Genomic DNA, 26,589 nt, shown 5'->3' with positions numbered 1-26,589 from the left:
ATCAGCCCTACTTACTCTTCATCCAGTTTCAAGTCGTAGGTTTCCAAGAATTTCGTATCGAAATGCCCGCTGACAAATACCTCATGATCCAATACCTTCAAATGGAACGGAATCGTTGTCGTAATACCCTCTACGACGAATTCGTCCAAAGCACGCTTCATACGGTCAATCGCTTCGTTACGATCCTTGCCCCACACAATCAGCTTGGCGATCATAGAGTCGTAGTATGGCGGAATGGAATATCCCGCATACGCTGCACTGTCTACGCGCACACCAAAGCCGCCTGGCGCCAAATATTCCGTGATACGACCTGGCGAAGGCATGAAGTTTTTCGCAGGATTCTCAGCATTAATACGGCATTCAATAGCCCAACCATCCATTTTGATATCCTCTTGCGTAAAGGACAATGGTTGGCCTGCCGCTACAGTCAGCTGCTCTTTGATCAGGTCAAAGCCAGTCACCAGCTCGGTTACCGGATGTTCTACCTGAATACGTGTATTCATTTCCATGAAGTAGAACTTTCCGTGTTTGTCCAGCAAAAACTCGACAGTGCCCGCACCGTGATAGGAAACGGCTTTTGCCGCCGCAACAGCAGCTTCACCCATTTGACGGCGGAGCTCTTCACTCAGTGCTGGCGATGGCGCTTCCTCGATCAGCTTTTGGTGACGACGTTGGATAGAGCAGTCGCGCTCACCCAGGTATACGGCATTGCCATGCTTGTCTGCCATGATTTGAATTTCCACATGGCGTGGGCCTTCCACGAACTTCTCCAAGTAGACACCTGGATTGCCAAAAGCCGTTTTTGCTTCATTTTGCGCCTGACGGATGGCTTTTTCCAAATCCTCGTCGTCTACAGCTACGCGCATTCCACGTCCGCCGCCACCCGCTGTCGCTTTGACCATGACAGGATAGCCAATCTCATTTGCGGTGACGACAGCGCCAGCCACATCTTCGATCAGCCCTTCCGTACCTGGTACAGTAGGCACACCTGCCGTTTTCATCGTATCCTTCGCTGTGGACTTGTCCCCCATCTTCACAATTGCTTCTGGGTCTGGACCGATAAAGGTAATGTTGCATGCGGCACAAATCTCGGCAAAATCGGCGTTTTCTGCCAGGAAGCCATAACCAGGATGGATGGCGTCTGCCCCTACCTTGGTCGCTACACTCATGATGTTTGCTATATTCAAATAGCTTTCCTTGGATGCCTTGGGACCAATACAGTAGGCTTCGTCGGCCAGCTTCACATGAAGCGCTTCACGATCCGCTTCGGAGTAGACGGCGACCGTACGAATGCCCAGCTCGCGGCATGCCCGGATAATACGCACGGCAATCTCCCCACGATTGGCAATCAATACTTTTTGAAACATTCCGCTCTCCCCCACCTTATTCTGGCTTCACCAAAAACAATGCTTGGCCATACTCAACCAATTGGCCGTCTTCTACGAGCACTTTCACGATTTCTCCGCTTACTTCTGCTTCGATTTCGTTAAAGAGTTTCATTGCTTCCACGATGCAAACGACTTTGCTCGCAGTCACTTTGTCACCAGCTTGTACGTAAGGCGGCTTGCCTGGTTCTGGTGCGCTATAGAAAGTCCCTACCATTGGAGATACAATCTTGTGGAGATTTGCGTCATCCGATGCTTGTACAGCTGCTGCTTTCGGAGCTTCTGCTGCGGCTGGTGCTGCTGCGACAACTGGCTGAGCCGGGATATGTGCTACTGGTGCTGCAACAGGAGCTTGAACCGCTGGTTGCGTGACGACAATCGTTTCCGTACCATTGGATTTTTTCAGAGACACCTTGGCACCTTCTGTTTCCAAGTTAAATTCTTGAATGGATGATTGATCAATTAACTTAATAATTTCACGGATCTCATGCATTTTCATTACGAACAAGCACTCCTTCTTTTCTTTCAATAGAGGTTCGTGGAGTCCATTATGTATCCTTTTGGCAAACCATAAATCCATGGTAGCCTGTTGCCTAAACCACGTCAAGAAAGGATTTCCCCGCTTCTTTTCCAACAGAAGCGAGAAAATCCTTACCATCATGCCCGTTTCTCCTGTCCCTTATAACGAGAAAGTACCGTAGCTTGATTAGGAAGACTTGTATTGTACGTTAATGTTTGTCGCCGGAATATTCAAGTGCTGCTTCACGTTTGCAATGATTTCCACAACCTCGGTTGCGCTCAATTTATCTTTTTGTACAATGACTGTCGCCTTTTCATTTTGGACAGTAACGACCGCATCCTGATAACCACTCGCCTTGAGCATTTCTTCTGCAGTCATGGTAGCACTTTCCATATTGGATAGTTCTTCAAACTTGGCCATCGCTTCAGCTACTGCCTGCGGAGAGGAATCCGTGCTGTTTACGATCGCTAGCTGTTCGTCTTTTTGTTGCGCCAGCATGGCTTCGCGTTTCATCTTGTAGCCTTGGAAAATTTCACTTGCCGTTTCTGCTACCGGGACGACTGTGTTCGATGCTGCTGGTTTTGCATCTGGCGAAGCAGGCGTTTTCGCTTCCTTCGTGCCAGTTTTTTCGTCTACCGGAGTTGTCTTTGGAGCTTGATCGACAGGCGTTGCTTGTGGGGCGTGATCTACTTGCTTGGATTCAACAACCACTCCGGAAATTTGCTCTTGCTTCTGAACGGCTTGCTCTTGTCCTGATGTTGGGACCTGTTCTTGCGGTCCCTTTACCAAGTAATATCCAGAGAGCACAACCATGACAGCAAGCATTGTCAACAACCAAACCGTTTGCTTTCGCAGAATCATTCGCCATTACCTCCTACCCTTTTTTGGGCAAAATGGATATTTTATAAGCGGGAACATCCAAAACCTTTTGAACGGCTTCAGTGATCCACGCTTTAACCTGGATGTTATCGGCCCCTTTTGCAACTACCAGGACCCCGCGGACTTTCGGCTTCAGCGTCTTCACAATAACGGGGGCATCTTGCTTGCCGCCTTGCACAATGACAACCTGCTCATCTCGTGACTGGTCATTTTGATTGCGGGTTGCCTTTTCTTTGTCCATTTCCTGATTGGTTGAAGAACGAATGTTGCGGTTTTTTTCCACAACCAGCTCTGGTGTTGATTCCAGATTGACCATGACCTCTACTTCACCGACGCCGACAACAGAAGCTAGGATATCGCGAAGCTGTGTCTCGTAAATGTTTTCATATTCGGCAATGACATCGGTTGTCGGTGATCCCCCCAACACCTGGGAAGTTGTATCGCCTCCAGAAGGACCTGGCGCCTCACTCCCTATATCTCCAAATCCGAGTGGCTGGTCTTTTTCCACTCTGAGGAAATCCGTCAGAATCATGATGGCTACGCCAATTCCCAATATGACGATGAAATAATGCAGCGGCTTTAGTTTTTGGTTTTTCCCCTTGCTTCCTACTACGATTTTCTTTTCTTCCTGCATCGTCTCACCTTGCTGCTTCATAAACAGACTTTTCAGCTTTTCCCACAATTGCTTCATTGTTTTCACCTCGCTTCCTGACTGTATCCGCTACTGTTTCTCTCTTTCTCTCGATTCGTCTTTGATGACGACCTGACTTCTCGAGAGCCCCCACTCTTTGGCGACGTCGTTTGTGATTTGCGCATAAAGTGGGTTGTCATGATGAGCTGTTGCTGCAATATCTGGTTTGGGATCCGGTTGTATTTCAATAGGGTTGCCAATCGTAATCTCAACAGGTTGGACAGGTTTAATCGGCTCAATCGTGCTCTGCCCTTTTTGCTCTTCCTTGTTTGCGTCACCGACTACCAGCTCGATTCGCTCAAGGGTTGGCTGTTCTGGATTTTGCTGATTGACGGTAATCGTGACATCTTCGACAGTTACGCCGTACTGCTCTTTGACACTCGCTTTTACTGAGGACGCTACCTGTGACTGGACGTAAGCGGTCATCTGTTGGTTTTGTTGACCGAGCAGCTTGTCAGTGATGCGTTTCCACTCTGCCGAAGCAGGCTTGTTCAGCTCTTGCTGGTATCGATCCAGACGAAAGGCCAAATCTTCCTGCGAGAGGCTGAACAGACTGAACACAGGAGAAATGATTGTCAGCAAGAGAATCAAGCCCATCACCATTTTTACGTAGCGTTGCAGTGTCGTATTGGGCAAGATCAGATCGAGGAAGGCAGCCAAAAGGACGAGCAGGATAATTTTTTTCAACCACAGGGTTAACCACGTCATCTCATCACCTACCGAACCATCATGGAGATGTTGCCCGCCGCAATAATGATTGTAATCGCCAGAAAGAACATCAGGCCGACCGTTGCCAAAGCAGCGAAGACGAACAAAAGACTTTTCCCAATCGTACCTAACGCACTGATGATTGGGCTGTTTCCAAGCGGTTGGAGTACGGCAGATGACAGATTGTAGATCAGAGCCAGTACCAGTATCTTCAAAGCCGGAAACGCGCATAGCATGATCAGGATCAAAACTCCCGCCAAGCCCACGGCATTTTTGACCAGTAGCGAGGCATTGAGTACAGTATCTGCCGCATCGGAGAACACACGACCTACTATCGGGATGAAATTGCCCGTGATGTATTTCGCTGTTCGGAGCGTGACCCCGTCCGCAACAGCTGAAGTGGCTCCTTGTATGGAAATGATGGCGAGAAAGATCGTCAGAAACGAGCCAAGGACACCCATTGCAATATTGCGCAGCAAGGTCGCTAACTGCGTGACTTTGTACCTCTCTGAAAACAGGCTGACGATAGAGAGCATCGCCGAGAGAAACAGAAGCGGGAATACGACATAAGAGATCATCATGCCGCTGGTGTTGATCATGAAGATAATCAACGGGTGAAACATTGTGGCGGATGCCAGATTGCCTACCGAAGCGAGCAGGGCGATGACGAGCGGGATCATGGCCAGCATGAAATCAGACATGTTCGCGATTGCGTCTTTTGCATAGGTAATGGCGACATGAAAGCTGTTGATCGCAAGTACCATCAAGACGAGATACGTAATCGAGTACGCCACTGTCGATACCGCATTGCGCTCAAAGGCGTTCTGCATCGTTTCGAGAATCATCGCGAAGACTGTAATGATAATGATGGAGCTGAGCAGCTTGCCATTCATCAAAATCTCATGAAAGATGAACTTGCCCATTCCTTGCAGGACTCCTGAAATACTAAAGTCGCCTTGCTGCATGAGGATTTGGATAAAGCCTTCCGATTTCAAATCAGGCAAGTACCCTTTATAGTCGCGCTGCAACTGTTTCCAATACTGTTCGACTCGGTCTAGCTGCAAGTGATCGACCTGTTGTTGTACGATTTGATTGATCGGACCGGCTCCGGGTGCCACAGCGGGTGTCGTAGTAGCTGACACCGCTACTGGAAACAAGGCAAATAGCAGGAACCAGAACAGGATCAGCTTGCAAGTATGTGCCATGAACATCCCACCTCCCTTATGCCGGCAACAAGTCGATCACTGTTTCGATAATGATTTGGATGATCGGTACAGCCATAACCAGTATGAGAACTTTTCCAGCGAGCTCGATTTTCGAAGCAATCGCACCTTGTCCAGCATCTCGGGTCATCTGCGCACCGAATTCAGCAATGTAGGCAATTCCGATGATTTTTAGAATCGTTTCCAGAAACACAAGGTTCAAATCTGCTTGAACCGCCAATCTTTCCAAAATCCGAATGACCTCTGCTATTTTTCCGACGAGAAAGTAAAAGATGATGACTCCGCTCGCGATCGCCAGCAAAAAGGCGAACATCGGCTTCTGTTCCTTAATGACTAGCGCGAGAATCGTAGCCACCAGTCCTAGTCCGACAATTTGTACAATCTCCATCTGGAGCCCCTCCTCAGTTGAACAGGAAGACGCGTTTTACTTCGGAGAACAAATCGCCGATGTAATGGGACACCATGTAAAGGACAATGATGAATCCAACCAGAGTTGCCCAATGCGCAATATCTTCCTTGCCCGCCTGCTTCAGGACCGTATGCAGGATGGCTGTAATGAACCCTACTGCTCCTATCTGGAAAACAGGTGTCAAATCAAAATCCACTGTGAACACCTCGCCTTTAGAACATCAGGATGACGACCAAGAGTCCACCTAAAAAGCCCAAACTCTTGTACATTTTTTCGTACTTTTCCTGTTCTGCACGAGCCTCCTCTTCCAACCCTCGCAGGTGGGTGACAGCCAGGCGCAAATGCTTTTGCTGGTCTTCCCGATCAGATGATCCGAGTACCTGACCTAGACTCTCAAGCACCTCTCGTTCTTGTCTGCGCAAGGCGGTTTGGGTCCAGAGTCTGTTCATGGCTTGTTGCAACGCTTCCTCAGCCGAATGCGCCTTTTCTGTCTGCAGGAATTCAGCTGCCAGAAGAAATACTTTCCCTACCTCTTCGGAAACGCGATGACCGACCTTCACAAACGCTCGCTGTAATGGAGTCATCCCGAACACGATTTCCGTTTCGAGCATTTGCAGAGCAACGAGCAGAGCCCGAAGCTGAACGGGACGATTCGCGTAATACTTGCCGATCTGCCAACCAACCATCGACGCCGAGAACAGGATGAGTACGGCTCCCATCAGCTTGACCATGCAACCTTCTCCCTTTCAACCAGGTTCATGCTTTGATCGTAGATGGCCTGGATCGTTCCGACACCTTTTGCCCGGCTGAGTACGATGTAGCGGGAAAAGGCTCCATATCGAATCAGCTTGCCCAGCATGGGGCGTTCAGCCACTTCCTTTACGCTCGCTCCATGCGCCGAGCAAATGACGGCTACACCTGCATGAATCGCTTCCCAGACTGCGTCACCATCCTCCGCTCTTCCCACCTCGTCCACAATCAGAACATCAGGAGACATGGAGCGAATCAGCATCATCATCCCTACTGCCTTTGGGCAAGCGTCCAGCACATCCGTTCGCGGACCGACGTCTCGTTGAGGAACTCCTTGCAAGCATCCCGCCAACTCGGAACGCTCGTCCACAATTCCTACCTTGCGACTTGAAGACCACTCACTCCCGTAGCTGATGGTTCGTGCGATATCACGCAACAAGGTTGTCTTCCCGCATTGGGGTGGGGAGATGAGCAGCGTGTTTTGCAATTTGCCATCCTCAAACAAATACGGCATGACCTTCTTGGCCGCGCCTTTTTTCTCGCGGGCAATCCGGATGTTGAAGCTGGTCACATCTCTGATTCCCTTCACTTCACCTTTGTCCAGCACCACTTTCCCCGCAATGCCAATGCGATGACCGCCAACCACCGTGATGTAACCCCTTTTCAACTCTTCTTCCAAGGCATAGAGAGAATGCTGGCTGACCTGGTTTAAGAGCTTTCCTGCCTCTTCTGCCGAAAACAGCCATCCTTGTGCGGGTATCGAGGTGATTTGTCCCGACGATGTCACATAGCTGGATTGCTGGCCAAACCGGACTTCCAGCGGCTGGTTTTGCCGAAGCCGAATCTCTTCCAGATTCTCTCTTACAGCGATAGGAAGGGCCGTCAAAATCGTGCGTAAAGTTGCTGGCAAAATCGCCAAGATCTCATTCATCAGGTACCCTCCTTTTGCAGCATTCTGCCTTTGTCCACTTTGACTTACCTCCATCCTATGCAGAGGTGGACGAGATTTATGCAAAAAAAATAGCTTGCTCTCGTGCTAGAACGCGAGTGCAAGCTTTTCCTATCGGAATCATCGATTATCCGTTTTCTTGTTATCCACCGGCTCTATTATATAGTGTCTGAAGCCTTCCTCATCTTTGCCCTCGTGCAGGTAGATTTCTTTTTGGCAGCTAGGGCATGAGAACTCGTAAGTCGTATCGAGATGGGGATCTACTTGTCCTTCGTACAGTTGTGCGTCTTCATCATCATCCAAATCGTAGAAGGTCGCATACTCGTCGTCATCATCCTCACAATCGACAACGGTTTCGTAGAGGTCATCATCATCTTCAAATAGGTAGAGCTCAATGTCCTCCAAGTCTTCATCCAAGGCCTCCACATAATCCTCTGCCTCTTCCACTCGCGCGTGAAGCTCTCGCAGTTGGCCCTCCACCTCATTTAGAATCTCAATCATCTCTACCATAATTTTTCCTTCGGAGCTTTTCTCACCTACATCCAGTCCATCTACCAACCCTTGCAAGTATGCGATTCGATTCGCCAATGATTCTGGCATCCACATTCCCTCCCATCCAATCTCTCCCACATATAATTCCCCATGGTGATGGCATTTACCAGTGGAAGGAAATGGTAGCTATTTGCGGACGCCAATCAAAATGCAGGAGATTCCCACCAGAATCCAAGCTATTTTGGCAAAGCTAACCCGGTCCGACATCCCTAATAATCCGATAGTCGTGGTGGTGATCAAGATAATTGGCCCGACAATCGCCAGACCTGAATTAATGAGCAGAGCTTTTTCGACCTGGTTCACTTTCAAAATGAGCAAAGCTGCAATGATCTCGATACTGCCTGAAAAGACCCGAAGTGCCGCCATACCCATAATTGCTTTTTCCAACATACCGTCTCGTCCTCCCCTCCGTTTCACTCTATGCCTGTACCACATCATTTCAGCACTTTTTGAATCATCTCTATAGGCTTTTGCCCTCACTCCTCCCCTTCACTGGGCATACACTGAACCATACGCCTAGAAGAAATGAGGAACTTGCCGATGGTAGAGTGTGATCAATCTTTTTTACCTGATAGCTGGGCAAACCCGTCCGGGCAAATACGAGAGAAGCCTCGTGTGAAGGGCTTAACCATGGTCATTGACAAAGGCCTTGGACTTACCGCTTATTCCGACTTGTTAGCGCTGGCTGCTCCCTATATCGATCTATACAAACTCGGTTTTGGCACCATCGCTCTGTACCCCCTCGAAATACTCAGCCAAAAATTGATGCTTGCAAAACAATATGGCGTACACATCATGCCAGGAGGAACTTTTTTTGAAATCGCCATTCGCCACAATACAATTGCAGATTATATGAAGCTGATTCGCTCACTCGGTTTTTCTGCGGTAGAAATATCCGATGGAACATTCCCTCTATCCTTTGCACAGCGTCAGGAAGCCATCAATTACGCCTTAGACAATGATCTGGTGGTCTATACAGAGGTCGGGAAAAAAACGGCCGAGTATCGCGCATGTCGAGAAGAATTGCTGGAGACCCTGAGCTTTGACCTGCACAATGGTGCCAGTCACGTTATTGTGGAAGCGAGAGAAAGCGGGACTGTCGGTGTGTGTGACGGAGATGGCAAGATTGACGATTCCTTCGTTTTGGACATTGTCACGGCGGCCAAAGAAAAGGCAACTCGCCTGATCTGGGAAGCACCACAAAAAGATCAACAGGTCAGCTTCATCAAGGCCATTGGCAGCGACGTGAATCTCGGAAACATTGCCTATACAGATGTATTCTCTTTGGAGACGCTACGGCGAGGATTGCGCGGCGATACAGCCCTAATCATGGACAGAGGGAGGTGTTATCCGTGCGAATAGAAGTGGTGCCGACCGTGGAAGAAATACGTTTTGAACAGATCAGCAATCATGTAGTCATCGTCATTGATGTGCTTCGTGCCTCCAGTACGATTGTCACCGCATTAGGTAATGGATTTCGCAGCGTCATCCCGGTCGAAACCATTGGGCAAGCGAACTCCCTCCGCACTAACGACTGTATTTTGGCCGGTGAACGTCACTGTAAAAAAATCCCCGAATTCGATTGCAACAACTCGCCAACTGAAATCGCAGCACTAGGGAAAACGGGAAGCCAGCTTATTCTCACCACGACGAACGGGACTCGCGCGATCCAAAAAGCAGAACGCGCCTCTGCTCTCTTGATTGGCTGCTTCTTGAATGCCACTGCATGCATGCGGCACGCTCTTTCGTATCATCTCGATATTACGCTGTACTGTGCCGGTACCCGGTCGGAATTCGCTCTGGAAGACGGTCTAGCTGCCGGCTTGATGATTGCACAGGCACAACAATCGTTGCCGAGCATCCAAATTTGTGATCTGGGTGAAGTGCTCAAAGCGAGCTATCTTTATTACGCTGGAAAACTGAGCGAGCTTTTACCCCACACAACAACAGGAAAAAGGCTCATTCAGCACCATCTCGCAAGCGATATACGGTACTGCGCTCAAGTGGATCAGTATCAAATCGTTCCTTATATCAAGGAGAAACGCATACTCCCACACCTTGTCTCATAATGTGAAAGGAGAACAGGGACAGGGGTTTTGATGCCAATGATGTCTGGAGAAGTGATGCTGGTCATCCTAATCGTTATCGGTCTTATTGGGCGCTCACCGATTATTGCGACTGCCGCAAGTATATTGTTGGTGTTGAAGCTAACGGCACTGGAGCGTTTTTTCCCAACAGTAGAACGGCGCGGATTGGAGCTCGGACTGCTCTTTTTGACCATTTCCGTACTGGTTCCATTCGCCAGCGAAAAAATATCATGGAAAGACGTCACGCCTCTTTTCACTACGGTCGTCGGCTTAACCGCACTGGCTGGTGGGGCCATTGCTACCTGGATGAATGGAAAAGGACTCGATTTATTGCGCTCAGAGCCACATATGATTGTCGGACTTGTCATTGGCTCGATTATTGGCATTGTGTTTTTTCGGGGCATTCCCGTCGGGCCTTTGATGGCTGCTGGTATTACAGCGTTTGTGTTGAAGCTGTGGGAGTGGTTTGGAAGCAAATAAAAAACGAAATCCCCCTCTTATACATCCAGGAGGGGGATTTGTCTATTTTGTTTTATCGTTTGGCGTTATTGGACGTCTCAAACGGAACTTCCCAGTTGAGGTCTTGGTATTGCCGCTGCTGAATAGCGTGGGACAGCTTTAATTCTTTCGGTTGTTTTTCAAGGTCGCGGATGAAGAATGTTCCTTCTACGTGCACGCGCCCATCCTTATCTCGCTTATAGGTTCCGCTGCGGGATACCTTGTAATTTTGTTTAGATTCATCCTTCGCTGACCATTCGCTCGTGTCAACGATCCCTTCTGGAAGGATGGCCGAGAACGAGATCAGTGCACCTTTTCCAAAATAGGTCTCATTCCCGATTTTTTCTTCTCCCTCCGTCGTTTTTAAGGTAAAGCCCGTAAAGGTATAGGTACTGTCACTGTTCGTCACTGTCACCTTATCCTTTAACAGGGTATCCACCGGGATGGTTGCCTGAAACTTCGCTGGCTCATACAGGTACAGAGAATGCATTTTTAATTTGTACGTTTGATCCTTTTCCAGTGGAGTTATCCCATTCCATTTCGTAACTCCTTTGCCGTCATCATGCACTTTTCCACGGTACGAGTGCTCTACGTTGTTCTTTCGAATTTGGTTAAGCTCTTCATGCAACGCATCGTCCCATCCTGCTACCACATTCCCTTTTTCATCAATTATTTGGAATGCTACTCCCAGGTCGATGAAATACCTCTCCATCCTCTCGGCTTCTGTGAATGCACCTGTTTTTGGCTCTTTTACAACCCAACCGTTTTGCTCTTTCCATTTTTGGATTTGTTCTTCTCTTTCTTTTGTCCAGTCTATTTCCAACTCGATCATACTTGTGCTCGGTACCGTCATAATGTTTTGCAACATGATCTCGATTCCATGTGGAGTCATATATTTTTGACCTATCTCGGTGTAGCTTGCCACTGCCCTTGCCTTTTTCATATCAACTGGAAACTCTACCTTCCAGCTACCTTCTTTCCCACCTAACATGGTTGCTTCGACACCGACGACCATCTCATCCGGTAATGACTTGCTATCTTTCAGGAATCGGAAAATATCATGGTTGACGACAAGATACTCTCCTTCTTCACCGTAGGAATAACCCCCTCCACCAGGATTCAGGTCTTCACCTGACTTGGTTTTGTAAGTAAGGGACAATGCGTTTTTTTCCATATCAAACGGGATACGCTTGCCATTTTGATCCACGATATTTGCAATGATCGCCATCCGAGCCGGATCCGCAACCACTTCTTTTACAACCAGTGTAATTCCTTGATCCGTCACCTTTTTATTGATCTCCTGGACATAACCCTTCTCTGCTGCCTGCTTCATTCCTTGGTCGATGCCTTGTATGGATTGGATGACACTGTTTACGTAGCTCGCAAAAGTCGGAGACACCATGGACCCAAACGTAATAATTGCCGTGACACTCGCTACTGCTAACGCGGTTTTCTTCAAAATGTTTACACTCCTTTTTTTCCAATTTGGTTTTGGTTTCGGCAACTTGACGTGCTCCAACGCCGACATCACCTGGGCAGTAAAATCTGCGGGTAACGCGCTTGGAACGTGCAGGCTGGGAAACTCCTCGCTGCTATCTTCTTCCTCCATCATCTGCCGCTGACAGAGCAGGCACTCTTCGACATGTCCTTCCAGCAGTCTAGCTTCACCTGCAGATAGCTCACCAGTCAAATACTTGCGCAACTCTTCAGTTTTGGAGCAATTCATAGATAGCAGCACCTCCTGACATTTCTTGCGCGATACTAGCCCGGAGCTTTTTCTTGGCGTGATGGATACGCATTTGTACAGTTGTAACCGGAACATGCAAAATTTCGCTAATCTCTTTGTAGCTCATCTGTTCCAAGTATTTCAGCATAAACACAACGCGGTATTCTTCCCCCAACGCCATGATTTGCTGCTGCAAAGTATCTTGCTTTTCTTTTTCCAAATACGCTTTTTCGGGTGTATCAGATTCAATCAGTCTTGTCTCTTCCAAAGGTGTTTTGGCGTAGTGCTTGTTCTTGCGCCACGCGTCTATACACAAGTTGGACGCAATCCGATACAGCCAGGCCAAAAAAGCATCTGTCGGCTTATACTTATCCAGCTGACAGTACGCTTTGATGAAAGCCTCTTGTGTCAGGTCTTGAGCATCCTGCTGCTGTCCCGTCATTCGATAAAGATAGCTGTATAATCGTTCTTTGTACTTGTCGACCAGGTGCGCGTAGGCATCCCGATTCCCTTTTTGTACCTGTTGTATGAGCAACCAATCATCCTGCAAAGGAAATCCTCCCATTTCAAAAAAGTTCGCTGCGCAGCGTTCGTTTTGGCAGGCTTCATATGGATTAACGGATCATTTTGTATTTTCTTTCCAAAAATGATTACATTTTTTAAAAAAGTTTGAGTCAACATGGTGGAGGAGAAGAAAAAGCACAGTTCTCTTCGACTCTGACACGCCATACCTGAGGGATTCACTGGCCGGCTACACTTCAAAAAGGGGACCGTCGAGCGATCTACACAACATAAGAAAACCGCCCTTGATAAAAGGCGGTTGAGTTCCATCCATCACTTCCACGAATGGTAGATATTTTCCGCGTACTTGGTAATGGCTTCATCGTAATCTGGATACGGATATCCGAGACTATCTGCCACCGCTTTGGAGTACTTTCGAAATAGCGCGTAGCACATGAATAACGATTCCCACATCTGCGGGTAGCCGTTTTCGTTATAGCTGGATAGTAGCGCTTCCCAATCTTCTTTTGGAAGATAGCGATCGATAAATTTGTAGTTTTTACCGACACTAAAGGTAAACCCTTTCTCACATCCGATTTGCCAAGCCATCATGCGGAGCAAATTCGGTCGGGCGATTTCGTTGAGATGGTCAATCGCAAACAGGATTTCTTTTCTCGCCAAACCTTTGACAACGTAAGTAGAGACCATCCAAAATTCGTTGCAGCAGTCGTCAAACTCTCTAGCAGTTGGTTTCTTGATCCAATATTGGTGATCGGAAGGGAGCACATCGTGTTGGATAAGCTCGTCCTTATCCAGCAAAACCTCAATAAGGCCGTCGCTATCTGCGAAATACTGCTCCGTCTCGTCTATCGGAATCAGTGTGAGATCTACTTTATTCCCATCCTCAAATAGCATCAGATAGGAAAACCAATTTCCTAGCTCGGACGGAAAAAGCTCCATATCCTCTGGTTTTTGCATCATAATCCGATTCCCAAAAGCATCGAGCCATTCATCATTTTCCTTGAATGAATCCATTTCAGTTACAAAATATGAAATATCATAATCTTGGAATGGATCAGCGGGTATATTTCTGTTCGTGCGTGACCCTTCCAATGTTACCAAGCGGATTCGATCATCCTTTTTAGCGAAATCAATCAGCATGCTCATCATTTCTTGTTCCGTTCTCAAAGCCATCCCCCTCCACTTTCTATTTCTTCGTACAATTAATGTAGTGCAATTGCATAATTTTTACAATACCACTTCAATCGGAGAAGGAAATAAAAAAAGCTGCACCCATATGGGCACAGCTTTTTCTTGTAATCTGTACTTTTACGCGCGGGAAACGTATGCTTCCGTACGAGTATCGATGATCAAACGCTCTCCTTCTTCTACGAAGAGAGGAACGTTTACTACGAAACCAGTTTCCAAGGTTGCTTTCTTTGTTACGTTGGAAGCAGTGTCACCTTTTACACCTGGCTCACATTCTGTTACAACGAGTTCAACCGTATTTGGCAATTGAATACCGATTGTTTCGCCGTTGTACTGCATGATTTGCACGTTCATGTTTTCCTTGAGGAAACGCAGTTCACGCTCGATTTGGTTGCGGGTGAACGTCATTTGCTCATAAGTCTCGGTATTCATGAAAGTGTACTCGTCTCCGCTCGCATACAGGTATTGCATGGTGCTGGATTCGATGCGGGCAGGGTTAACTTTTTCACCGCCACGGAAAGTCATTTCCGTCGTGTTGCCGTTACGCAGGTTGCGCAGTTTGGAGCGAACGAAAGCCGCACCTTTACCTGGTTTTACGTGTTGGAATTCTAGCACGGTATAAATATTGCCATCCACTTCGATTGTCAAACCGGTACGAAAATCGTTTACAGAGATCATGGTAGTCCTCCCAAATCAATCAATAACAGAATAAGTATAAATTACACAGGCAAAATGAGCAACTCTTTCGTGGACTTGTTCAGGTTCTCATGACCGTCAGCTGTAATCCACACATCGTCTTCGATCCGAACGCCACCAAGTCCTGTGACGTAAATGCCTGGCTCCATCGTTACGAGCATACCTGGCTCCAATACGAACGTACTTACAGTCGACAGCCCTGGCAGCTCGTGAACTTCCAGTCCGAGACCATGACCCGCGCTATGTCCATATGCGTCACCATAGCCTGCTGCTGTGATGATATTTCTTGTTGCTGCGTCAGCGTCTTTTGCGGAGACACCTGGCTTCAGTGCTTCTAAACCTGCGAGCTGGGCTCGCAAAACGATTTCGTAGATTTCACGCATTTTCGGGTCTGGCTCTCCCACAGACAACGTGCGTGTGATATCAGAATGATAGCCCTGATAAGCAGCACCAAAGTCGAGCGTAACCATTTCCCCTGCCTGAATCACTTTCTCGGACGCACGTCCATGTGGCAGAGCACCGCGCACACCTGAGGCTACAATCATATCAAATGCAGAGCCTGACGCTCCTTGCTTGCGCATGAAGTATTCCAATTCCAAGGCAACATCGGATTCACGCACACCTGGCTTGATGTACCCTTGAATATGCGTAAATGCTGCTTCCGCGATGCGAACTGCTTCACGAATGATAACCATCTCGGATTCGTCTTTAAACATGCGGATTTTTTCAAGCAGACCGCTTGTGGACACCAGCTCAACTCCGTCAAATCCTTGGTGCCATTCCTGATAGGTGCCAAAGGACACGCTGCTCTCGAATGCCAAACGCTTGATCCCTTTTTCTTGCAGGAGCTTTGCCATCGCTTCAACAGCTTTTCTCTCGTTATTTACCACCGTAAAATCAGGTGCTTGTTCTTGCGCTTGTTCTACATAGCGGAAGTCAGTGACGAGAAACGCCTCTGTTTCAGTGACAATTACCCATCCCGTTGATCCGGTGAAACCACTCAAGTAGAAGCGATTCTCTGCTTTTTCGGTAATAAACGCCTCTGCTCCCACTTGTGCAAGTGCTTCGCGCAATTTATCCAGACGTTGTTTCATGGCAGCCTTTTCCCCTTTTTGAAAGCTTTTATTTTTTTTCAATTTTACGGACGAGCGCTCGTAACGCCCATTCATATCCATCGATCCCCAACCCGACAACTTGTCCAATCGCGATTGGTGCGATGACCGAGTGATGTCGAAATGGTTCCCGTGCATGAATATTGGAAATATGTACTTCAATCGTCGGCAGAGCCACGCTAGCCAATGCGTCTCGGATCGCATAGCTGTAATGGGTGAATGCCCCTGGATTGATCAAGATGCCGTCATGGACACCTCTCGCCTGATGAATCGCGTCGATGAGGACACCTTCGTGATTCGATTGGAGATGCTCAAGCTTTCCGCCCAACTCATCCATGACACCCGTCAAGGTTGTCACCACATCCTCCAGCGTTTCCCTTCCGTAAACATCCGGTTCCCTTGTCCCCAATAAATTCAGGTTGGGCCCGTTCAGTAACAAGACGGAAGTCATCGACCATCCCTCTTCCCATAAAAGTTTTTTTATTAATGAAACATTTTACCACAAGCCGTTCTGAATCCAAAGCAGACAATCGCCAAAGCAACATTTCGAACATTGGTACATCCATTTTGACAAGGAACGGAGAAATCCTCCTACCTTGTGGACTCATTCCATGCATGATTCTCGTCTGATTGTTCAAGCATAATTGTCATCCCTATGAATAAACCAAACGTCAAGTACCAAGCGCCTTCCGTACTTAAGGTGGCTATTTCCCAATTTCCGATATGAAAGAAGAAACCCGCTATCACTAACATGACCGCCCCGTATACGAGTCCCAACCACCACGCACGGATCCGGCTAAATAGCAAGCTAAACACAAAGGAAGCAACTACTGTTTCAACAAACAGCACAATACCACCAAGGCACACGCTCGCAAACGTATTTTCGTCCTCGATGCTGATAAAAGGACGTGCAAACGCCCCCACTCCGTACGGGGTCATGTTCAAAAAGTGAGCAATCCATCGAACGAGCCCCCAAATGATCGTTCCCCAGAATGCAACCTCCAAAATCTTCGAAGCGGAGATTCTTTTACTCCCTTTCCTTCCTTCCTCTGTATGGGATACGCGTGCTTGCTTGTGCCTCCGTCCTGTTTTGCTTATTTCCATTTCCATCACCTCTGTTCTCTAGTATGCTCTTCCTCCAAGCTTTTCACTTTCACTTTACATTTGTTGGAAAAGTGCGAACTCCTTGTAGCTTCAAGTCGCCATTTCCGTTAATATAGTGGTAAGGATGGTGATTGTATTGGCGCAACAAAACGTACCTAGCTACGGCGGTCAGGCCGTCATCGAAGGAGTTATGTTCGGTGGCAAAACCACGACTGTTACGGCTGTTCGCAAAAAAAATCATGAAATTGAGTATTTTGAATCCCCTAGGTCCGAATATAAATGGATTACTACGCTGAAAAAGATTCCGTTTTTGCGTGGGATTGTTGGTTTGGTCGAAGCCAGCGCCAATGGGGCCAAACATCTCAACTTCGCCTCTGAACAATACAGTATGGAGTCTGGAGAAGAAGTTTCTGAAAGTCCATCGAAGCTCACCATGATTCTAGGTGTTGCTGTCGTCGGGGTACTTTCCTTCTTGTTCGGGAAATTCGTATTCACACTCGTTCCCGTTTTCCTGGCAGACTTTTTACTCGGAAAATGGGTACCGGATGGCGTTCCTCAAACGTTGGCTGAAGGCGGATTTAAAATTTTGCTCCTCCTCGGCTACATTACAGCGATTGCACAAACTCCGTTGATTAAAAGGCTTTTTCAATACCACGGAGCCGAGCATAAAGTGATTAACGCATTCGAATCCGGGGTAGAATTAACAGTAGCCAATGTACAAAAATTTTCCGCTCTGCATTATCGTTGCGGGAGCAGTTTTCTCATTTTCTCAGTGTTCGTCGGTGTAGTGATTTACTCACTGTTCAGTTATGACTCCCTGACGGAGAGGGTCGTACAACGCATTGTTCTTTTGCCACTGGTAATCGGCGTCTCTTATGAGGTTTTGCAGTGGACAAACAAGCTCCGTGATGTACCCGTCCTACGTTATCTTGGTTATCCAGGATTGTGGCTGCAAAAGATCACAACTCGTGAACCAGATGACAGCCAAGTCGAGGTAGCCATCGCTTCCTTCCAGAAGATGCGGGAGCTTGATCAGAAGCACGTGCAGGAAAGAATGATTACGACCGGATAACGTGAGGCATTTTTATTCCCATAGAGGTGAAGCCCTATGTTACGCCGCATTCCACCAGTGATTATGATAGTGATCGTATTGGCGATTTACGGATTTTTGATCACTCTCATCAATGATCCTGTCAGTACGATTGTCATCTTGGGATTATCCGTTGTACTTTTCTTGGTCGTGCGCAACTATTTACAAACCGGCTCCTTCTTTTCACAAGGCGCAGGAGCAGGCAAACCTAGACAGCCAAAGGTCAAGGTGAAGCAAAAGCCCTCCATCGCTCGGCAAGCAGTGAAAAAGCAGTCGACTACCCCTAGAAAAGATCATCCGTTTCGTGTGATCGAAGGCAGCAAAGGGAAGCAAAAAGAGAAGCAAGACGAAAAATCCCAAAATAATATCTCCCACTAAAAAGAAGAACAGGTTGCCTGAATCGGCAACCTGTTTTTTATTAGACCAGCATTTTCGGAGAACGATTGCGAAACACTTTGACGTAATCTTCAAAATCCCATTGTGCCAAAAATTTGTGAGCCGCTCCCTCCCCTGATTCAAACAATTGTTGCCTGATTTCATTTGACAGCTGAAATTGAGTGGTTCTCACCCCTAATGTATGGATAAAAATCGTCCGGACGGCTTTTGCCTTTTCCACATAGAGACGGTCATGAGCATCGAGCATAGTCGCCAGCAATCCCCGGGAGAAGGAAAAAAGACCTTTGATGCTGGTCGCTTCTCTCTTGTCTTGATCATCACTCAGACGAAAACCAATCGTAGGCCACCGCGGAGTCCCCGGTACATCAAACAACCAAACGGGGTAGTTGCTCAATAATGCGCCATCGACGATGTAATGTACATGTCCAGCATTTGTCAGCTTTGCTGGCTGAAAAAAAAACGGAATGGAGGAAGACATACGAACGGCTCGTGCCACAGGGAATTGATCGGGCTCTATACCATACCGTACCAAATCGTCGGGAAAGATAAGCATTTTTCCGTCAGTGACATCAGATGCGACAATCTTCAGCTTACCAGGTGGAAGATCTCCGAATGTTCGTACTCCTTTTCGTAATAACAACTCCTCTATGAACAACTCAATTCGATCTGCTCGATAAATCCCTTCTCGCACGACGAGTTCATAGATTGGTCCGATGAGAGGGAGCTTGCCCAGCCCTGAGCGTTTGAGAAAGTGAAGGTAATCCAGCTCTTCAAAGATCGGTTTCAACTCATGGCTGGAATAGCCTGCGGCGAGCAAAGCCGCAACAATGGACCCTGCCGAGGTACCAGCGAGCCTTTCCCATGTGTATCCATTCTCCTCCATGACTCGCAAGGCACCGATAAAAGCGATTCCTTTTACACCGCCACCTTCAAAGACTGCATCCGCTTTCACGTTGTTCCCCTCCCTAAAATTCCTCCCCTTTTCCATGTATAAGACGACAGCTTTTCCGTTACCACAAAGAAAAACGCAAGCCTGGTCGGCTTGCGCTATAATACGATAACGATATGGACTATTCCTCTTTTTGCTCATCTAACAAACGAATGTTACGAAGCTCTTCTATACGCTTTGGATCTGCCTCGAAGTACTGAACCAGATACTCCAGACATGTAATCGATTCCCAGCTCAGGTGGTGCTCGATTCCTTCCACATCCTGATAAATGTGCTCTTCATCCAAGCCAATGATCCGCATAAATTCTTCCAGAAGACTGTGACGGTCTACTAGGCGTTTTCCGATTTTCTTCCCTTTTGCCGTCAAGACAAGCCCACGGTATTTTTCATAAACGAGATACTTGTCTTTGTCTAGTTTCTGAACCATTTTCGTGACCGAAGAGGGATGTACTTCCAACGCTTCAGCAATATCGGAGACACGAGCATAGCCCTTTTCTTCAATTAAGTTGTAAATGCGTTCCAAATAGTCTTCCATACTCGGCGTCGGCGGCATTGTGAACCCCTCATTTCCAAACCGTTATTTCATCTAGCCAAAAAAGGCACGTAGAAATATGATACCGTGTAATGAGAAGCATTTGCAAGAGAAAAGTACCTATCGTAGCTGTTTTTCTGGTGTTGGGTTCATCATTTGGACATATTGTACGAGTTGTTGACCCAATTGCTCCATGCGTGCCTGCAATCGCTCATCCTTCAGCTTGCCTTCTGGTGTAAAGGCATTGTAAGCACTTGGGATGGAAGGGCTAGATGGCAACGGCCATGCATGGAGGTTGCGCATGATTAATTGCAAGGTGTTGACCGTGTTCGTAGCACCCATACTTCCGCCAGCGACACCAATGATGGCAACTTGCTTATCACGCAAAATGCGCCCTTCCAGGAAGTCAATGGCATTTTTCAAAGCACCTGTCATCGTGCCATGGTATTCAGGCGAACCGATTACCAATCCATCTGCTTCAGAAACCGCTTTGACAAATTGATGGACAATTTCAGGGTACGTACTGGTATCATCACGGTCATCATACAGTGGCAGCTTCCAGTCCGCCAGATGAATCATTTCAACATCGGCACCTGCAGCCTTCGCGGCTTCAAGTACAATATGAATCGCTTGTTTTGTCGTAGAATTGGCATTCATGCTTCCGGCTATTCCTACAATTTTCATGGTTTCACCCCATCGATAATCTAAATACTGGTATGTTCCTCATTATATTCCATTAAGTATAATTTGTAAACATTTATGTTTATTTAATATCATCTGTTCTGAACGTACCTGTTTGTCTCATACACTTGTACCAAGTTGCAAGTGAGGATGATGCCTATGGACAAAGTCGCTTGGCGTATCGCCGTGCTTTTTGGAGGGTCTGCGTTAGGCGGATTCTACTTGGGTGGATATGAATGGTTACGCTTTTTTACTTATTTCGGTTCCTGGGGGACAATAGGCATTGCACTTGCGGCTCTTGGCCTCGGCTGGTTCGGCGTCCAGCTGTTGACCTTTTGCCATCGCAAGCAAATTCGCTCCCTGTACGAGCTGTACTACGTATTGTGTGGCGAAGCGTTCGCTTCTAGCCTATCTGTCATCACCCACATTCTGCTATTGGGGTATACAGGAGTCATGCTTGGCCAACAGGCAGATTTCCTCTTGGAGGGGGTCTCTCCTCTTTGGTTCATCCTTCTGACCATTGCAGCCATCTTCTTTATCATAAATCGTCGGAGATGGATTGTCACTGCAACAGCCCTATCTCTATCCATCGGTTTAGTATTATTCGGATTGATTTTCAGTGCACAATCCCATGTGCCTCTACCGAGCTTGGGTTATCAAATGAACGTGAACTGGCTGATTCACGCCGTATTTTTCCTTGCCTTGCATTTTCTCATCGGCTTGGCCACGACCCTACCATTGGCAGTACATGCGTCCCATGAGCAATCTGTTCGGATGGGCGCAATGATCGGAGCTGGAATCTTTCTTTTGTTCACGATGTCAGGTCAAGCTATCCTTCTTGCCCACTGGCATGATGCCCACGCCTCTGTATTGCCTATCAAACAAATATTGGTGCAAATGATACCGGGTGGCGATTGGCTTCTCGCTATCCTCTCACTCGTGCATGGTGGAGTCATTGTCGCAGCCCTCCTCTATTCGTTGACACATCCAATTGCGACACGTCAACATCTACAAATGCTGCCACTCATTGTCGTCATGCTGCTTACGGTCTTTGTATTCTCTGTCCTCACACTCGTTGTTCCGTGGAGTATGTCTGCAATTGCCAGTGCAGCGACCTATTGCGGCATGTTCTTAATGGGCTGGTACGTTTGGAAGCACCAGAATTGACATGGATTGTTTACTCGTAGCTCCTGTGGTCAAGACAGAATCTTGGCCACTTTTTTTCGCCATTATAGGAGCCAATTCAATATTCCGACCACTACCAAGAAAAAAAGGATAAACACCAAAATATTTAAAGGACTCATCGTCATGTAGGCCTCCTCTATACAAGGTTACTCTCCCTCATTTTACCACAAACGAAAAACGTCCCCCGAAGGAGACGTTTACTGTTTACTGCAAAGACTCACTTTCCGCTCTCCGCTGTCCCCCATTTGGAGAACCGATCGGATAAGCTGGCGTTGTTTGCTCTGTAATTTTGTCAATCGCTGAAAGAACCGCCTTTGTCGCCGTTGCGATTTGTGCCCAATCAATCTGCGCGATGGAGTCATCTGTTGTTTGTCCCATCCCTGCACTCGTCACAAGTGCCGTAGGAATACCCGCGGCGGCTAAAGAGTCCGCTGCACCGTTTCGTTCACGTTTCCCATCCTTATCTGTTGGAGACACCCCTGCTGCTCTCAGGAGTTGGGTTGGCAGATTTTCGTTTCCCTGCGAATTGGTTGCAACGAGTTCCGCCTTTTGACTGCCCACCCCTTCGATATAAAAGGCTGCAATCATAGCTTGTCGGTCTTTGGCTGATAAGGCATTTGCATAAGCAATCGGACCTCTGCTTCCCGAAGTAGCCGCGCCAAAGCTAACGAACCTCACTTCCGTATCAATCGGCTTGTCAGCGATATTACGCGCTATCTCAAGTAAGGCAGCTACACCAGAGCCATTGTGATTTGCCCCGGCTGATAACCCGGCGGAATCATGGTGAGCGGATACCATAACGACCTGCCCGGTGTCATTTTGATTAGGCTTTCGGCTTGCCACGATATTATACGAGGTTTGCTTGGTCGTTACGGCTCCTTCTACCTTGACGGTTCCCTTCACGGGCTGCTTGTCCAAGATGCGTTTTTGGAGCTTCGTACCATCCGCTTTGGACAAAGCGATTACAGGAACAGCGATATCCAAGGGTTCGCCCAGTGAAGCATTCCAACCTTCCTCCCGATCATTCCAGATAATCAGACCAACGGCTCCTGCAGCCGCTGCTTGGCGTACTTTTTCTCCGAACGAAATATCGCCCCGCTTGACCAAGGCAATTTTTCCCCGGGAGGCATCATTCGCAAAATCAACCGCCCTTCCCAATCCTGCATCCACCACTTGTGCTGTTGCGGTTCCATTGATCCCAAAAGTAAATCCACTTACTGTCCATTTTTGACCCGGCCATTCTTCCATTGTCAGTGATAGAGTAGTAGGATTTCGGTACGTATAATAAGAAAATGGATCGAGCTTGGTCTTATAGCCGTAAGATTGAAGTGTATTTTCCACATAGACCGCTGCCGCAAATTCCGTTTCAGTAGCAGGTGGACGGGCTGTTCTCGCCAATTGCTCGACATGGCTGTACAAGCGTTCACGATCGATCCAATCTTGAGCTTCTTCTGCATGAACACGATGGGAAAGGAAAGGTATCGGCAATATCGTTCCACAGACAAGCAGGGCACATAGCGCATAATGACGGACAGATCGCATGGCATTCTCCCTTTCCTTCGCTCTTTGCTATTTATTATGGGTGTTTACGACAAACCGAGTCTAGTCAGAATAGTTAGTCAAATAACTTCATCCTGCGCCATCCCTGGACAGCTTTCGCTTTCTTCTGCCCAAAACGTCAATTTTTCGCATGACTTCCTTCCATATGAATTCTTAATAGAAAGAGGCTTTACTCCGTAAAATTATTGATAAAGAAAAGGCGACTTTCAAATTGACCGATGTCCTTGCCTTTTGCTAAGGTGGAATCAACAAAAAACCGTTTGAAAGAAACGGATTGGAATCCATTGAGGGGGAAGCACCATGCTATATGTAGATGGAAAATGGGTAGAAGAAGGCCAAGTCGCAGTTCATCCAGAAGACCGCGGTTATAACTTTGGGGATGGCATCTATGAAGTAGTACGCATTTATAAGGGGCGCATGTACCAATGGGATGGTCATCTTACCCGATTATTTCGGAGTGCCAAAGAAATAAAAATGGAGCTCCCATGGAACGCAGAAGAGCTGACAGACTTAGCAAATCAGCTAATCGCCAAGAACAACATCACGGAGAATGACGACGCCAGTCTTTACTTGCAAGTATCTCGTGGCACCGCTCCGCGTGTACACGATATTCCGTCTGGAATCCAGCCTGTGATTATGGGCTTTGTCCGTCGCAAGGACCGCCCTGTTGCTGATATGAAGAAAGGCTGGACAGCTCAGCTCGTCGAAGATATTCGCTGGCTGCGTTGCGATATCAAAACGCTCAATTTGCTGGGAGCTGTTCTGGTCAAACAATACGCAAAGGATGCAGGTGCCCAAGAATCGATTTTGCACCGCAACGGCATCATCACAGAGTGCAGCTCTTCCAATTTGTTCGTCGTGAAAAATGGCGAGCTGTATACGCATCCGGCTGACAATCTGATCCTGCACGGAATTACTCGGCAAGTGGTCATTGATTTGGCTCGAGACAATGGCATCACTGTCCATGAAGAAGCATTCGACATTGCTTTCTTGAAGCAAGCCGATGAAGTATTCCTCACCAGCACGACCGCGGAAATCATGCCGCTCATCTCGGTAGATGGCGTCGCTGTCGGAAACGGACAGCCAGGACCCGTCGCACTTACGCTACAAGACTTGTTTGAACAGCATATCAACACAAGTGTACTCGTGTAATGAAAATAACGTTTTAGTCTGGAGTTATTGATCTAACGCGGTTTTTCAAATATATATTCGGCAGCCTTCGCAAAATAAGTTTAAGACCGGTTCAATAAAAGAAACAGCGGCGGACTAAGATGTGAAAAATAAAGTCTTAGACTACCGCTGCTGTTTCGGCCTATGAATGAACTAACGTCTTCGTTAGTTCTTCTTTTTTTGGCAAAGGCCATTTCTTAGCCTTTACAGGGATGTTTAATTGAATGGCCGAAAATATTCATTTACTTTAAAAGCAGTGATTTAATTACTGGCACTATTTCCAATGGTTCCGTCGTTGTTTCGTATCTTCCGTATACATGACCGTTCCGTTCGATCAAAAACTTTGTGAAATTCCACTTGATCTCAACACCAGCGTATATGTCAGGATACTTTTCTTGCAGAAAGCTCTGCATCCATTGACCGTCCGAGGTCTGAGTATCGAAACCTTGAAATGGCGCTTGCTCTGTTAAAAATTGAAATAATGGATGAGCAGTCTGACCTCTAACCTCCATTTTCTCAAATAACGGAAAGGTCACTCCAAAGTTGCTCTCACAATATTCCCGCACTTCCGAGTTGTTCCCTGGCTCTTTCTCGTTGAATTGGTTACAAGGAAACCCAAGTATTTCAAACCCCTGCTCATGGTAACTTTCATAAAGCTTTTGAAGACCAGCGAATTGACGAGAATAGCTGCACCTACTGGCAGTGTTGACTATGAGGAGAACTTTCCCTCGGTAAGCTGACAATTCAACCAGCTTTCCATTAATTGAGGTGACTTGAAAATCATAAATCGACATGATATCGTTCCTCCCCTATTATGTTGCCTCTGCAAAACCGAAATTTAGACGTCCGCAGTTTAATTACATAATAAGGCCACTTCCTCTATTGGACTAATATATAGTATTAATAATGTTAATAGGAATAAACTATATCATCCAAATCATTCGGTGCCTTGAAATACTAGGACTGGACTTTTCAGTGAACAACGACGCCCATGCTAGGCGCACAAAAAAACAGCCGATATTGCTGCGAGAGCAAATCCGCTGTTACGTCATTTATTGGCGGGACACCTTGACGAGCTCCCCTGCCAGTTCAGCTTCTTCCCCGATGACTTTGCCGGTTAGAGCATCGATCCAACCAATGGTAAGACGGATGGGCAATTATTTGTGTCACATATCATTCCAATATCCCTATATAATCCCATATTTCTATTTAAAAACACGCCCTCGTGTTAATCGACGAGGACGTGTTGGTAACCACTCTATGTTTTGAACATTTGTTTGGTTTACTCAAAATCAAGCCAGCCCTACATTTTCTTGGTACGAATGAGGACTGATATTTTACGAAGGTCAGATCATTTATTACTGTTGAGAGCTACATTCCAATCAACTTGACGCATGGGACTGTGCCTAGAGGCGAGCAGCTTGGTGTAGAAACCTCGATTTTCTTTAGCAGTTTGGAAAGACGTATCCGGAATTAGAAAATCAATTCCTGCCACAAAACCGGCAATATATTCACTCCATCCGGAATACGCTTGTTGTGCCAGTCTTGCAGCACTTAACATATATTCCATTGCCTGATCCTTTTGCAAGTAACCGAGTTTCAAGCCAGCTCTGGATAAAAGGACGCACCAAGCATAGTCATGAGCAGCAATCCCCGCTGAAGGCAGACCTCTCGAATAGTAATCGACAAGAATCAACTGAGATTTCGATTGATGGTCCTCGGGTAACGCTTGAATGTATGCCGTTCGTTCTGATTCGGAAAAAGTAAATAAGAAATGACGGAGACGATTGAATTCTTCCCTCTTCCCTTCCGATATGAGCCATTTTATTGTATCAATGAGTGCGGTCTTATCTGTAATCTGTTTTTCCTTAAGAAGAAATAGGCACGTTCGTCTACTTAAATTTTCATGATATAACGCATAATAGTAGGCTCCACTTTTGCTAAAGCAAACAGACGAAAGAGCTCGCAGAAATAATCTGTGACCCTTCTGATTATAGGTAAGAACGGTGGGTGCCATCGGTTCCTCC

General features: G+C 47.1%; 32 protein-coding genes. 7 read left to right on the top strand and 25 right to left on the bottom strand.

What is annotated here, in order from left to right:
* Nucleotides 1–11: 11 nt before the first annotated feature.
* The 12 genes from accC to KB186_RS04250 all read right to left on the bottom strand — a co-directional run bounded on the left by accC (nt 12) and on the right by KB186_RS04250 (nt 8,456).
* Nucleotides 12–1,367: an acetyl-CoA carboxylase biotin carboxylase subunit gene (gene accC / locus KB186_RS04305; protein ID WP_221867145.1), complete on the bottom strand. Its 1,356-nt coding sequence runs from the start codon at nt 1,365–1,367 to the stop codon at nt 12–14.
* A gap of 16 nt (nt 1,368–1,383) precedes the next feature.
* Complete coding sequence (accB, locus tag KB186_RS04300) at nt 1,384–1,884, bottom strand: acetyl-CoA carboxylase biotin carboxyl carrier protein (RefSeq protein WP_221867254.1); 501 nt, start codon at nt 1,882–1,884, stop codon at nt 1,384–1,386.
* Nucleotides 1,885–2,091: 207 nt separating this feature from the next.
* Nucleotides 2,092–2,766 carry a SpoIIIAH-like family protein gene (locus KB186_RS04295; RefSeq protein WP_173609607.1) on the bottom strand — a complete coding sequence of 225 codons (675 nt, stop codon included), beginning with the start codon at nt 2,764–2,766 and terminating at the stop codon, nt 2,092–2,094.
* 13 nt (nt 2,767–2,779) lie between these two features.
* The gene (gene spoIIIAG, locus KB186_RS04290; protein ID WP_232773157.1) at nt 2,780–3,475 is read right to left on the bottom strand and encodes a stage III sporulation protein AG; all 696 of its coding nucleotides are present in this window, start codon (nt 3,473–3,475) and stop codon (nt 2,780–2,782) included.
* A gap of 30 nt (nt 3,476–3,505) precedes the next feature.
* The gene (gene spoIIIAF, locus KB186_RS04285) at nt 3,506–4,183 is read right to left on the bottom strand and encodes a stage III sporulation protein AF (RefSeq protein WP_173609609.1); all 678 of its coding nucleotides are present in this window, start codon (nt 4,181–4,183) and stop codon (nt 3,506–3,508) included.
* Between the two features lie 8 nt (nt 4,184–4,191).
* The gene (gene spoIIIAE / locus KB186_RS04280) at nt 4,192–5,388 is read right to left on the bottom strand and encodes a stage III sporulation protein AE (RefSeq protein WP_221867147.1); all 1,197 of its coding nucleotides are present in this window, start codon (nt 5,386–5,388) and stop codon (nt 4,192–4,194) included.
* Between the two features lie 16 nt (nt 5,389–5,404).
* On the bottom strand, nt 5,405–5,794 hold the full coding sequence (gene spoIIIAD, locus KB186_RS04275) for a stage III sporulation protein AD (RefSeq protein WP_005827266.1): 390 nt from the start codon (nt 5,792–5,794) through the stop codon (nt 5,405–5,407).
* Between the two features lie 13 nt (nt 5,795–5,807).
* Entirely contained in the window at nt 5,808–6,011 is a 204-nt protein-coding gene (spoIIIAC, locus tag KB186_RS04270) for a stage III sporulation protein AC (protein WP_007725726.1), read from the bottom strand.
* 16 nt (nt 6,012–6,027) lie between these two features.
* The gene (gene spoIIIAB / locus KB186_RS04265) at nt 6,028–6,546 is read right to left on the bottom strand and encodes a stage III sporulation protein SpoIIIAB (protein WP_012686020.1); all 519 of its coding nucleotides are present in this window, start codon (nt 6,544–6,546) and stop codon (nt 6,028–6,030) included.
* A complete protein-coding gene (gene spoIIIAA, locus KB186_RS04260) occupies nt 6,534–7,496 on the bottom strand; it encodes a stage III sporulation protein AA (RefSeq protein ID WP_173609611.1) in 963 nt (320 codons plus the stop codon). The genes spoIIIAB and spoIIIAA overlap by 13 nt, the downstream gene beginning before the upstream one ends.
* Nucleotides 7,497–7,634: 138 nt before the next feature.
* Nucleotides 7,635–8,114, bottom strand: coding sequence for a CD1247 N-terminal domain-containing protein (locus tag KB186_RS04255; RefSeq protein ID WP_232773156.1), 480 nt, complete (start codon nt 8,112–8,114; stop codon nt 7,635–7,637).
* Nucleotides 8,115–8,192: 78 nt separating this feature from the next.
* Nucleotides 8,193–8,456 (bottom strand): YqhV family protein, encoded by a 264-nt coding sequence (locus tag KB186_RS04250; protein WP_007725730.1) that lies wholly within the window; start codon nt 8,454–8,456, stop codon nt 8,193–8,195.
* Nucleotides 8,457–8,606: 150 nt separating this feature from the next.
* Between KB186_RS04250 and comA the strand changes: the two genes are divergently transcribed.
* Genes comA through KB186_RS04235 form a run of 3 tightly spaced genes read left to right on the top strand, consistent with a single transcriptional unit; the run spans nt 8,607 to nt 10,633 of the window.
* On the top strand, nt 8,607–9,428 hold the full coding sequence (gene comA / locus KB186_RS04245; RefSeq protein ID WP_221867154.1) for a phosphosulfolactate synthase: 822 nt from the start codon (nt 8,607–8,609) through the stop codon (nt 9,426–9,428).
* Nucleotides 9,419–10,135: a 2-phosphosulfolactate phosphatase gene (locus KB186_RS04240; RefSeq protein ID WP_232773155.1), complete on the top strand. Its 717-nt coding sequence runs from the start codon at nt 9,419–9,421 to the stop codon at nt 10,133–10,135. Before comA ends, KB186_RS04240 begins: the two co-directional genes overlap by 10 nt.
* A gap of 36 nt (nt 10,136–10,171) precedes the next feature.
* Nucleotides 10,172–10,633, top strand: coding sequence for a DUF441 domain-containing protein (locus KB186_RS04235; protein ID WP_047068835.1), 462 nt, complete (start codon nt 10,172–10,174; stop codon nt 10,631–10,633).
* Between the two features lie 52 nt (nt 10,634–10,685).
* Here KB186_RS04235 and KB186_RS04230 read toward each other — a convergent pair whose 3' ends face one another.
* The 7 genes from KB186_RS04230 to KB186_RS04200 all read right to left on the bottom strand — a co-directional run bounded on the left by KB186_RS04230 (nt 10,686) and on the right by KB186_RS04200 (nt 16,999).
* A complete protein-coding gene (locus KB186_RS04230; protein WP_221867155.1) occupies nt 10,686–12,377 on the bottom strand; it encodes a DUF4179 domain-containing protein in 1,692 nt (563 codons plus the stop codon).
* Nucleotides 12,358–12,927, bottom strand: coding sequence for an RNA polymerase sigma factor (locus KB186_RS04225; RefSeq protein ID WP_064199881.1), 570 nt, complete (start codon nt 12,925–12,927; stop codon nt 12,358–12,360). Before KB186_RS04225 ends, KB186_RS04230 begins: the two co-directional genes overlap by 20 nt.
* Nucleotides 12,928–13,211: 284 nt before the next feature.
* Nucleotides 13,212–14,066, bottom strand: a complete 855-nt coding sequence (gene ant(6) / locus KB186_RS04220) for an aminoglycoside 6-adenylyltransferase (protein ID WP_221867156.1) — start codon at nt 14,064–14,066, stop codon at nt 13,212–13,214.
* A gap of 141 nt (nt 14,067–14,207) precedes the next feature.
* Nucleotides 14,208–14,765, bottom strand: coding sequence for an elongation factor P (gene efp / locus KB186_RS04215; RefSeq protein ID WP_047068830.1), 558 nt, complete (start codon nt 14,763–14,765; stop codon nt 14,208–14,210).
* Nucleotides 14,766–14,806: 41 nt separating this feature from the next.
* The gene (locus tag KB186_RS04210; RefSeq protein ID WP_232773154.1) at nt 14,807–15,877 is read right to left on the bottom strand and encodes a M24 family metallopeptidase; all 1,071 of its coding nucleotides are present in this window, start codon (nt 15,875–15,877) and stop codon (nt 14,807–14,809) included.
* Nucleotides 15,878–15,905: 28 nt separating this feature from the next.
* A complete protein-coding gene (gene aroQ, locus KB186_RS04205) occupies nt 15,906–16,346 on the bottom strand; it encodes a type II 3-dehydroquinate dehydratase (RefSeq protein WP_232773153.1) in 441 nt (146 codons plus the stop codon).
* Nucleotides 16,347–16,486: 140 nt separating this feature from the next.
* Nucleotides 16,487–16,999, bottom strand: a complete 513-nt coding sequence (locus KB186_RS04200; protein ID WP_173609619.1) for a YqhR family membrane protein — start codon at nt 16,997–16,999, stop codon at nt 16,487–16,489.
* A gap of 124 nt (nt 17,000–17,123) precedes the next feature.
* Here KB186_RS04200 and KB186_RS04195 point away from each other — a divergent pair, with 124 nt between their 5' ends.
* Together KB186_RS04195 and KB186_RS04190 are read left to right on the top strand one after the other, a co-directional pair.
* Nucleotides 17,124–18,071 (top strand): DUF1385 domain-containing protein, encoded by a 948-nt coding sequence (locus tag KB186_RS04195; protein ID WP_173609620.1) that lies wholly within the window; start codon nt 17,124–17,126, stop codon nt 18,069–18,071.
* A gap of 36 nt (nt 18,072–18,107) precedes the next feature.
* Entirely contained in the window at nt 18,108–18,467 is a 360-nt protein-coding gene (locus KB186_RS04190) for a hypothetical protein (RefSeq protein WP_221867160.1), read from the top strand.
* A gap of 40 nt (nt 18,468–18,507) precedes the next feature.
* Here KB186_RS04190 and KB186_RS04185 read toward each other — a convergent pair whose 3' ends face one another.
* The 3 genes from KB186_RS04185 to KB186_RS04175 form a co-directional block, all read right to left on the bottom strand.
* A complete protein-coding gene (locus KB186_RS04185; protein ID WP_232773152.1) occupies nt 18,508–19,437 on the bottom strand; it encodes a patatin-like phospholipase family protein in 930 nt (309 codons plus the stop codon).
* 118 nt (nt 19,438–19,555) lie between these two features.
* Nucleotides 19,556–19,987, bottom strand: a complete 432-nt coding sequence (mntR, locus tag KB186_RS04180; RefSeq protein ID WP_173609623.1) for a transcriptional regulator MntR — start codon at nt 19,985–19,987, stop codon at nt 19,556–19,558.
* A 99-nt stretch (nt 19,988–20,086) separates the two neighbouring features.
* Nucleotides 20,087–20,650 carry an NADPH-dependent FMN reductase gene (locus tag KB186_RS04175; RefSeq protein ID WP_017247978.1) on the bottom strand — a complete coding sequence of 188 codons (564 nt, stop codon included), beginning with the start codon at nt 20,648–20,650 and terminating at the stop codon, nt 20,087–20,089.
* A 156-nt stretch (nt 20,651–20,806) separates the two neighbouring features.
* Here KB186_RS04175 and KB186_RS04170 point away from each other — a divergent pair, with 156 nt between their 5' ends.
* Nucleotides 20,807–21,814, top strand: coding sequence for a hypothetical protein (locus KB186_RS04170; protein WP_232773151.1), 1,008 nt, complete (start codon nt 20,807–20,809; stop codon nt 21,812–21,814).
* 222 nt (nt 21,815–22,036) lie between these two features.
* On the opposite strand, the gene KB186_RS04165 is transcribed toward KB186_RS04170, so the two are convergent.
* The gene (locus tag KB186_RS04165) at nt 22,037–23,374 is read right to left on the bottom strand and encodes a M28 family peptidase (protein WP_173609625.1); all 1,338 of its coding nucleotides are present in this window, start codon (nt 23,372–23,374) and stop codon (nt 22,037–22,039) included.
* Between the two features lie 318 nt (nt 23,375–23,692).
* Here KB186_RS04165 and dat point away from each other — a divergent pair, with 318 nt between their 5' ends.
* Nucleotides 23,693–24,544 (top strand): D-amino-acid transaminase, encoded by an 852-nt coding sequence (gene dat / locus KB186_RS04160; RefSeq protein ID WP_232773150.1) that lies wholly within the window; start codon nt 23,693–23,695, stop codon nt 24,542–24,544.
* A gap of 260 nt (nt 24,545–24,804) precedes the next feature.
* On the opposite strand, the gene KB186_RS04155 is transcribed toward dat, so the two are convergent.
* The gene (locus KB186_RS04155; protein ID WP_221867161.1) at nt 24,805–25,356 is read right to left on the bottom strand and encodes a glutathione peroxidase; all 552 of its coding nucleotides are present in this window, start codon (nt 25,354–25,356) and stop codon (nt 24,805–24,807) included.
* A 557-nt stretch (nt 25,357–25,913) separates the two neighbouring features.
* The gene (locus KB186_RS04150) at nt 25,914–26,579 is read right to left on the bottom strand and encodes a DUF1266 domain-containing protein (RefSeq protein WP_173609628.1); all 666 of its coding nucleotides are present in this window, start codon (nt 26,577–26,579) and stop codon (nt 25,914–25,916) included.
* Nucleotides 26,580–26,589: the final 10 nt, after the last annotated feature.

The organism is Brevibacillus sp. AF8, from assembly GCF_021270385.1.
Taxonomy (GTDB): domain Bacteria; phylum Bacillota; class Bacilli; order Brevibacillales; family Brevibacillaceae; genus Brevibacillus.
The sequence above is the reverse complement of the archived record's forward strand: the minus strand, read 5'-3'. Positions and strand labels throughout refer to the sequence as shown.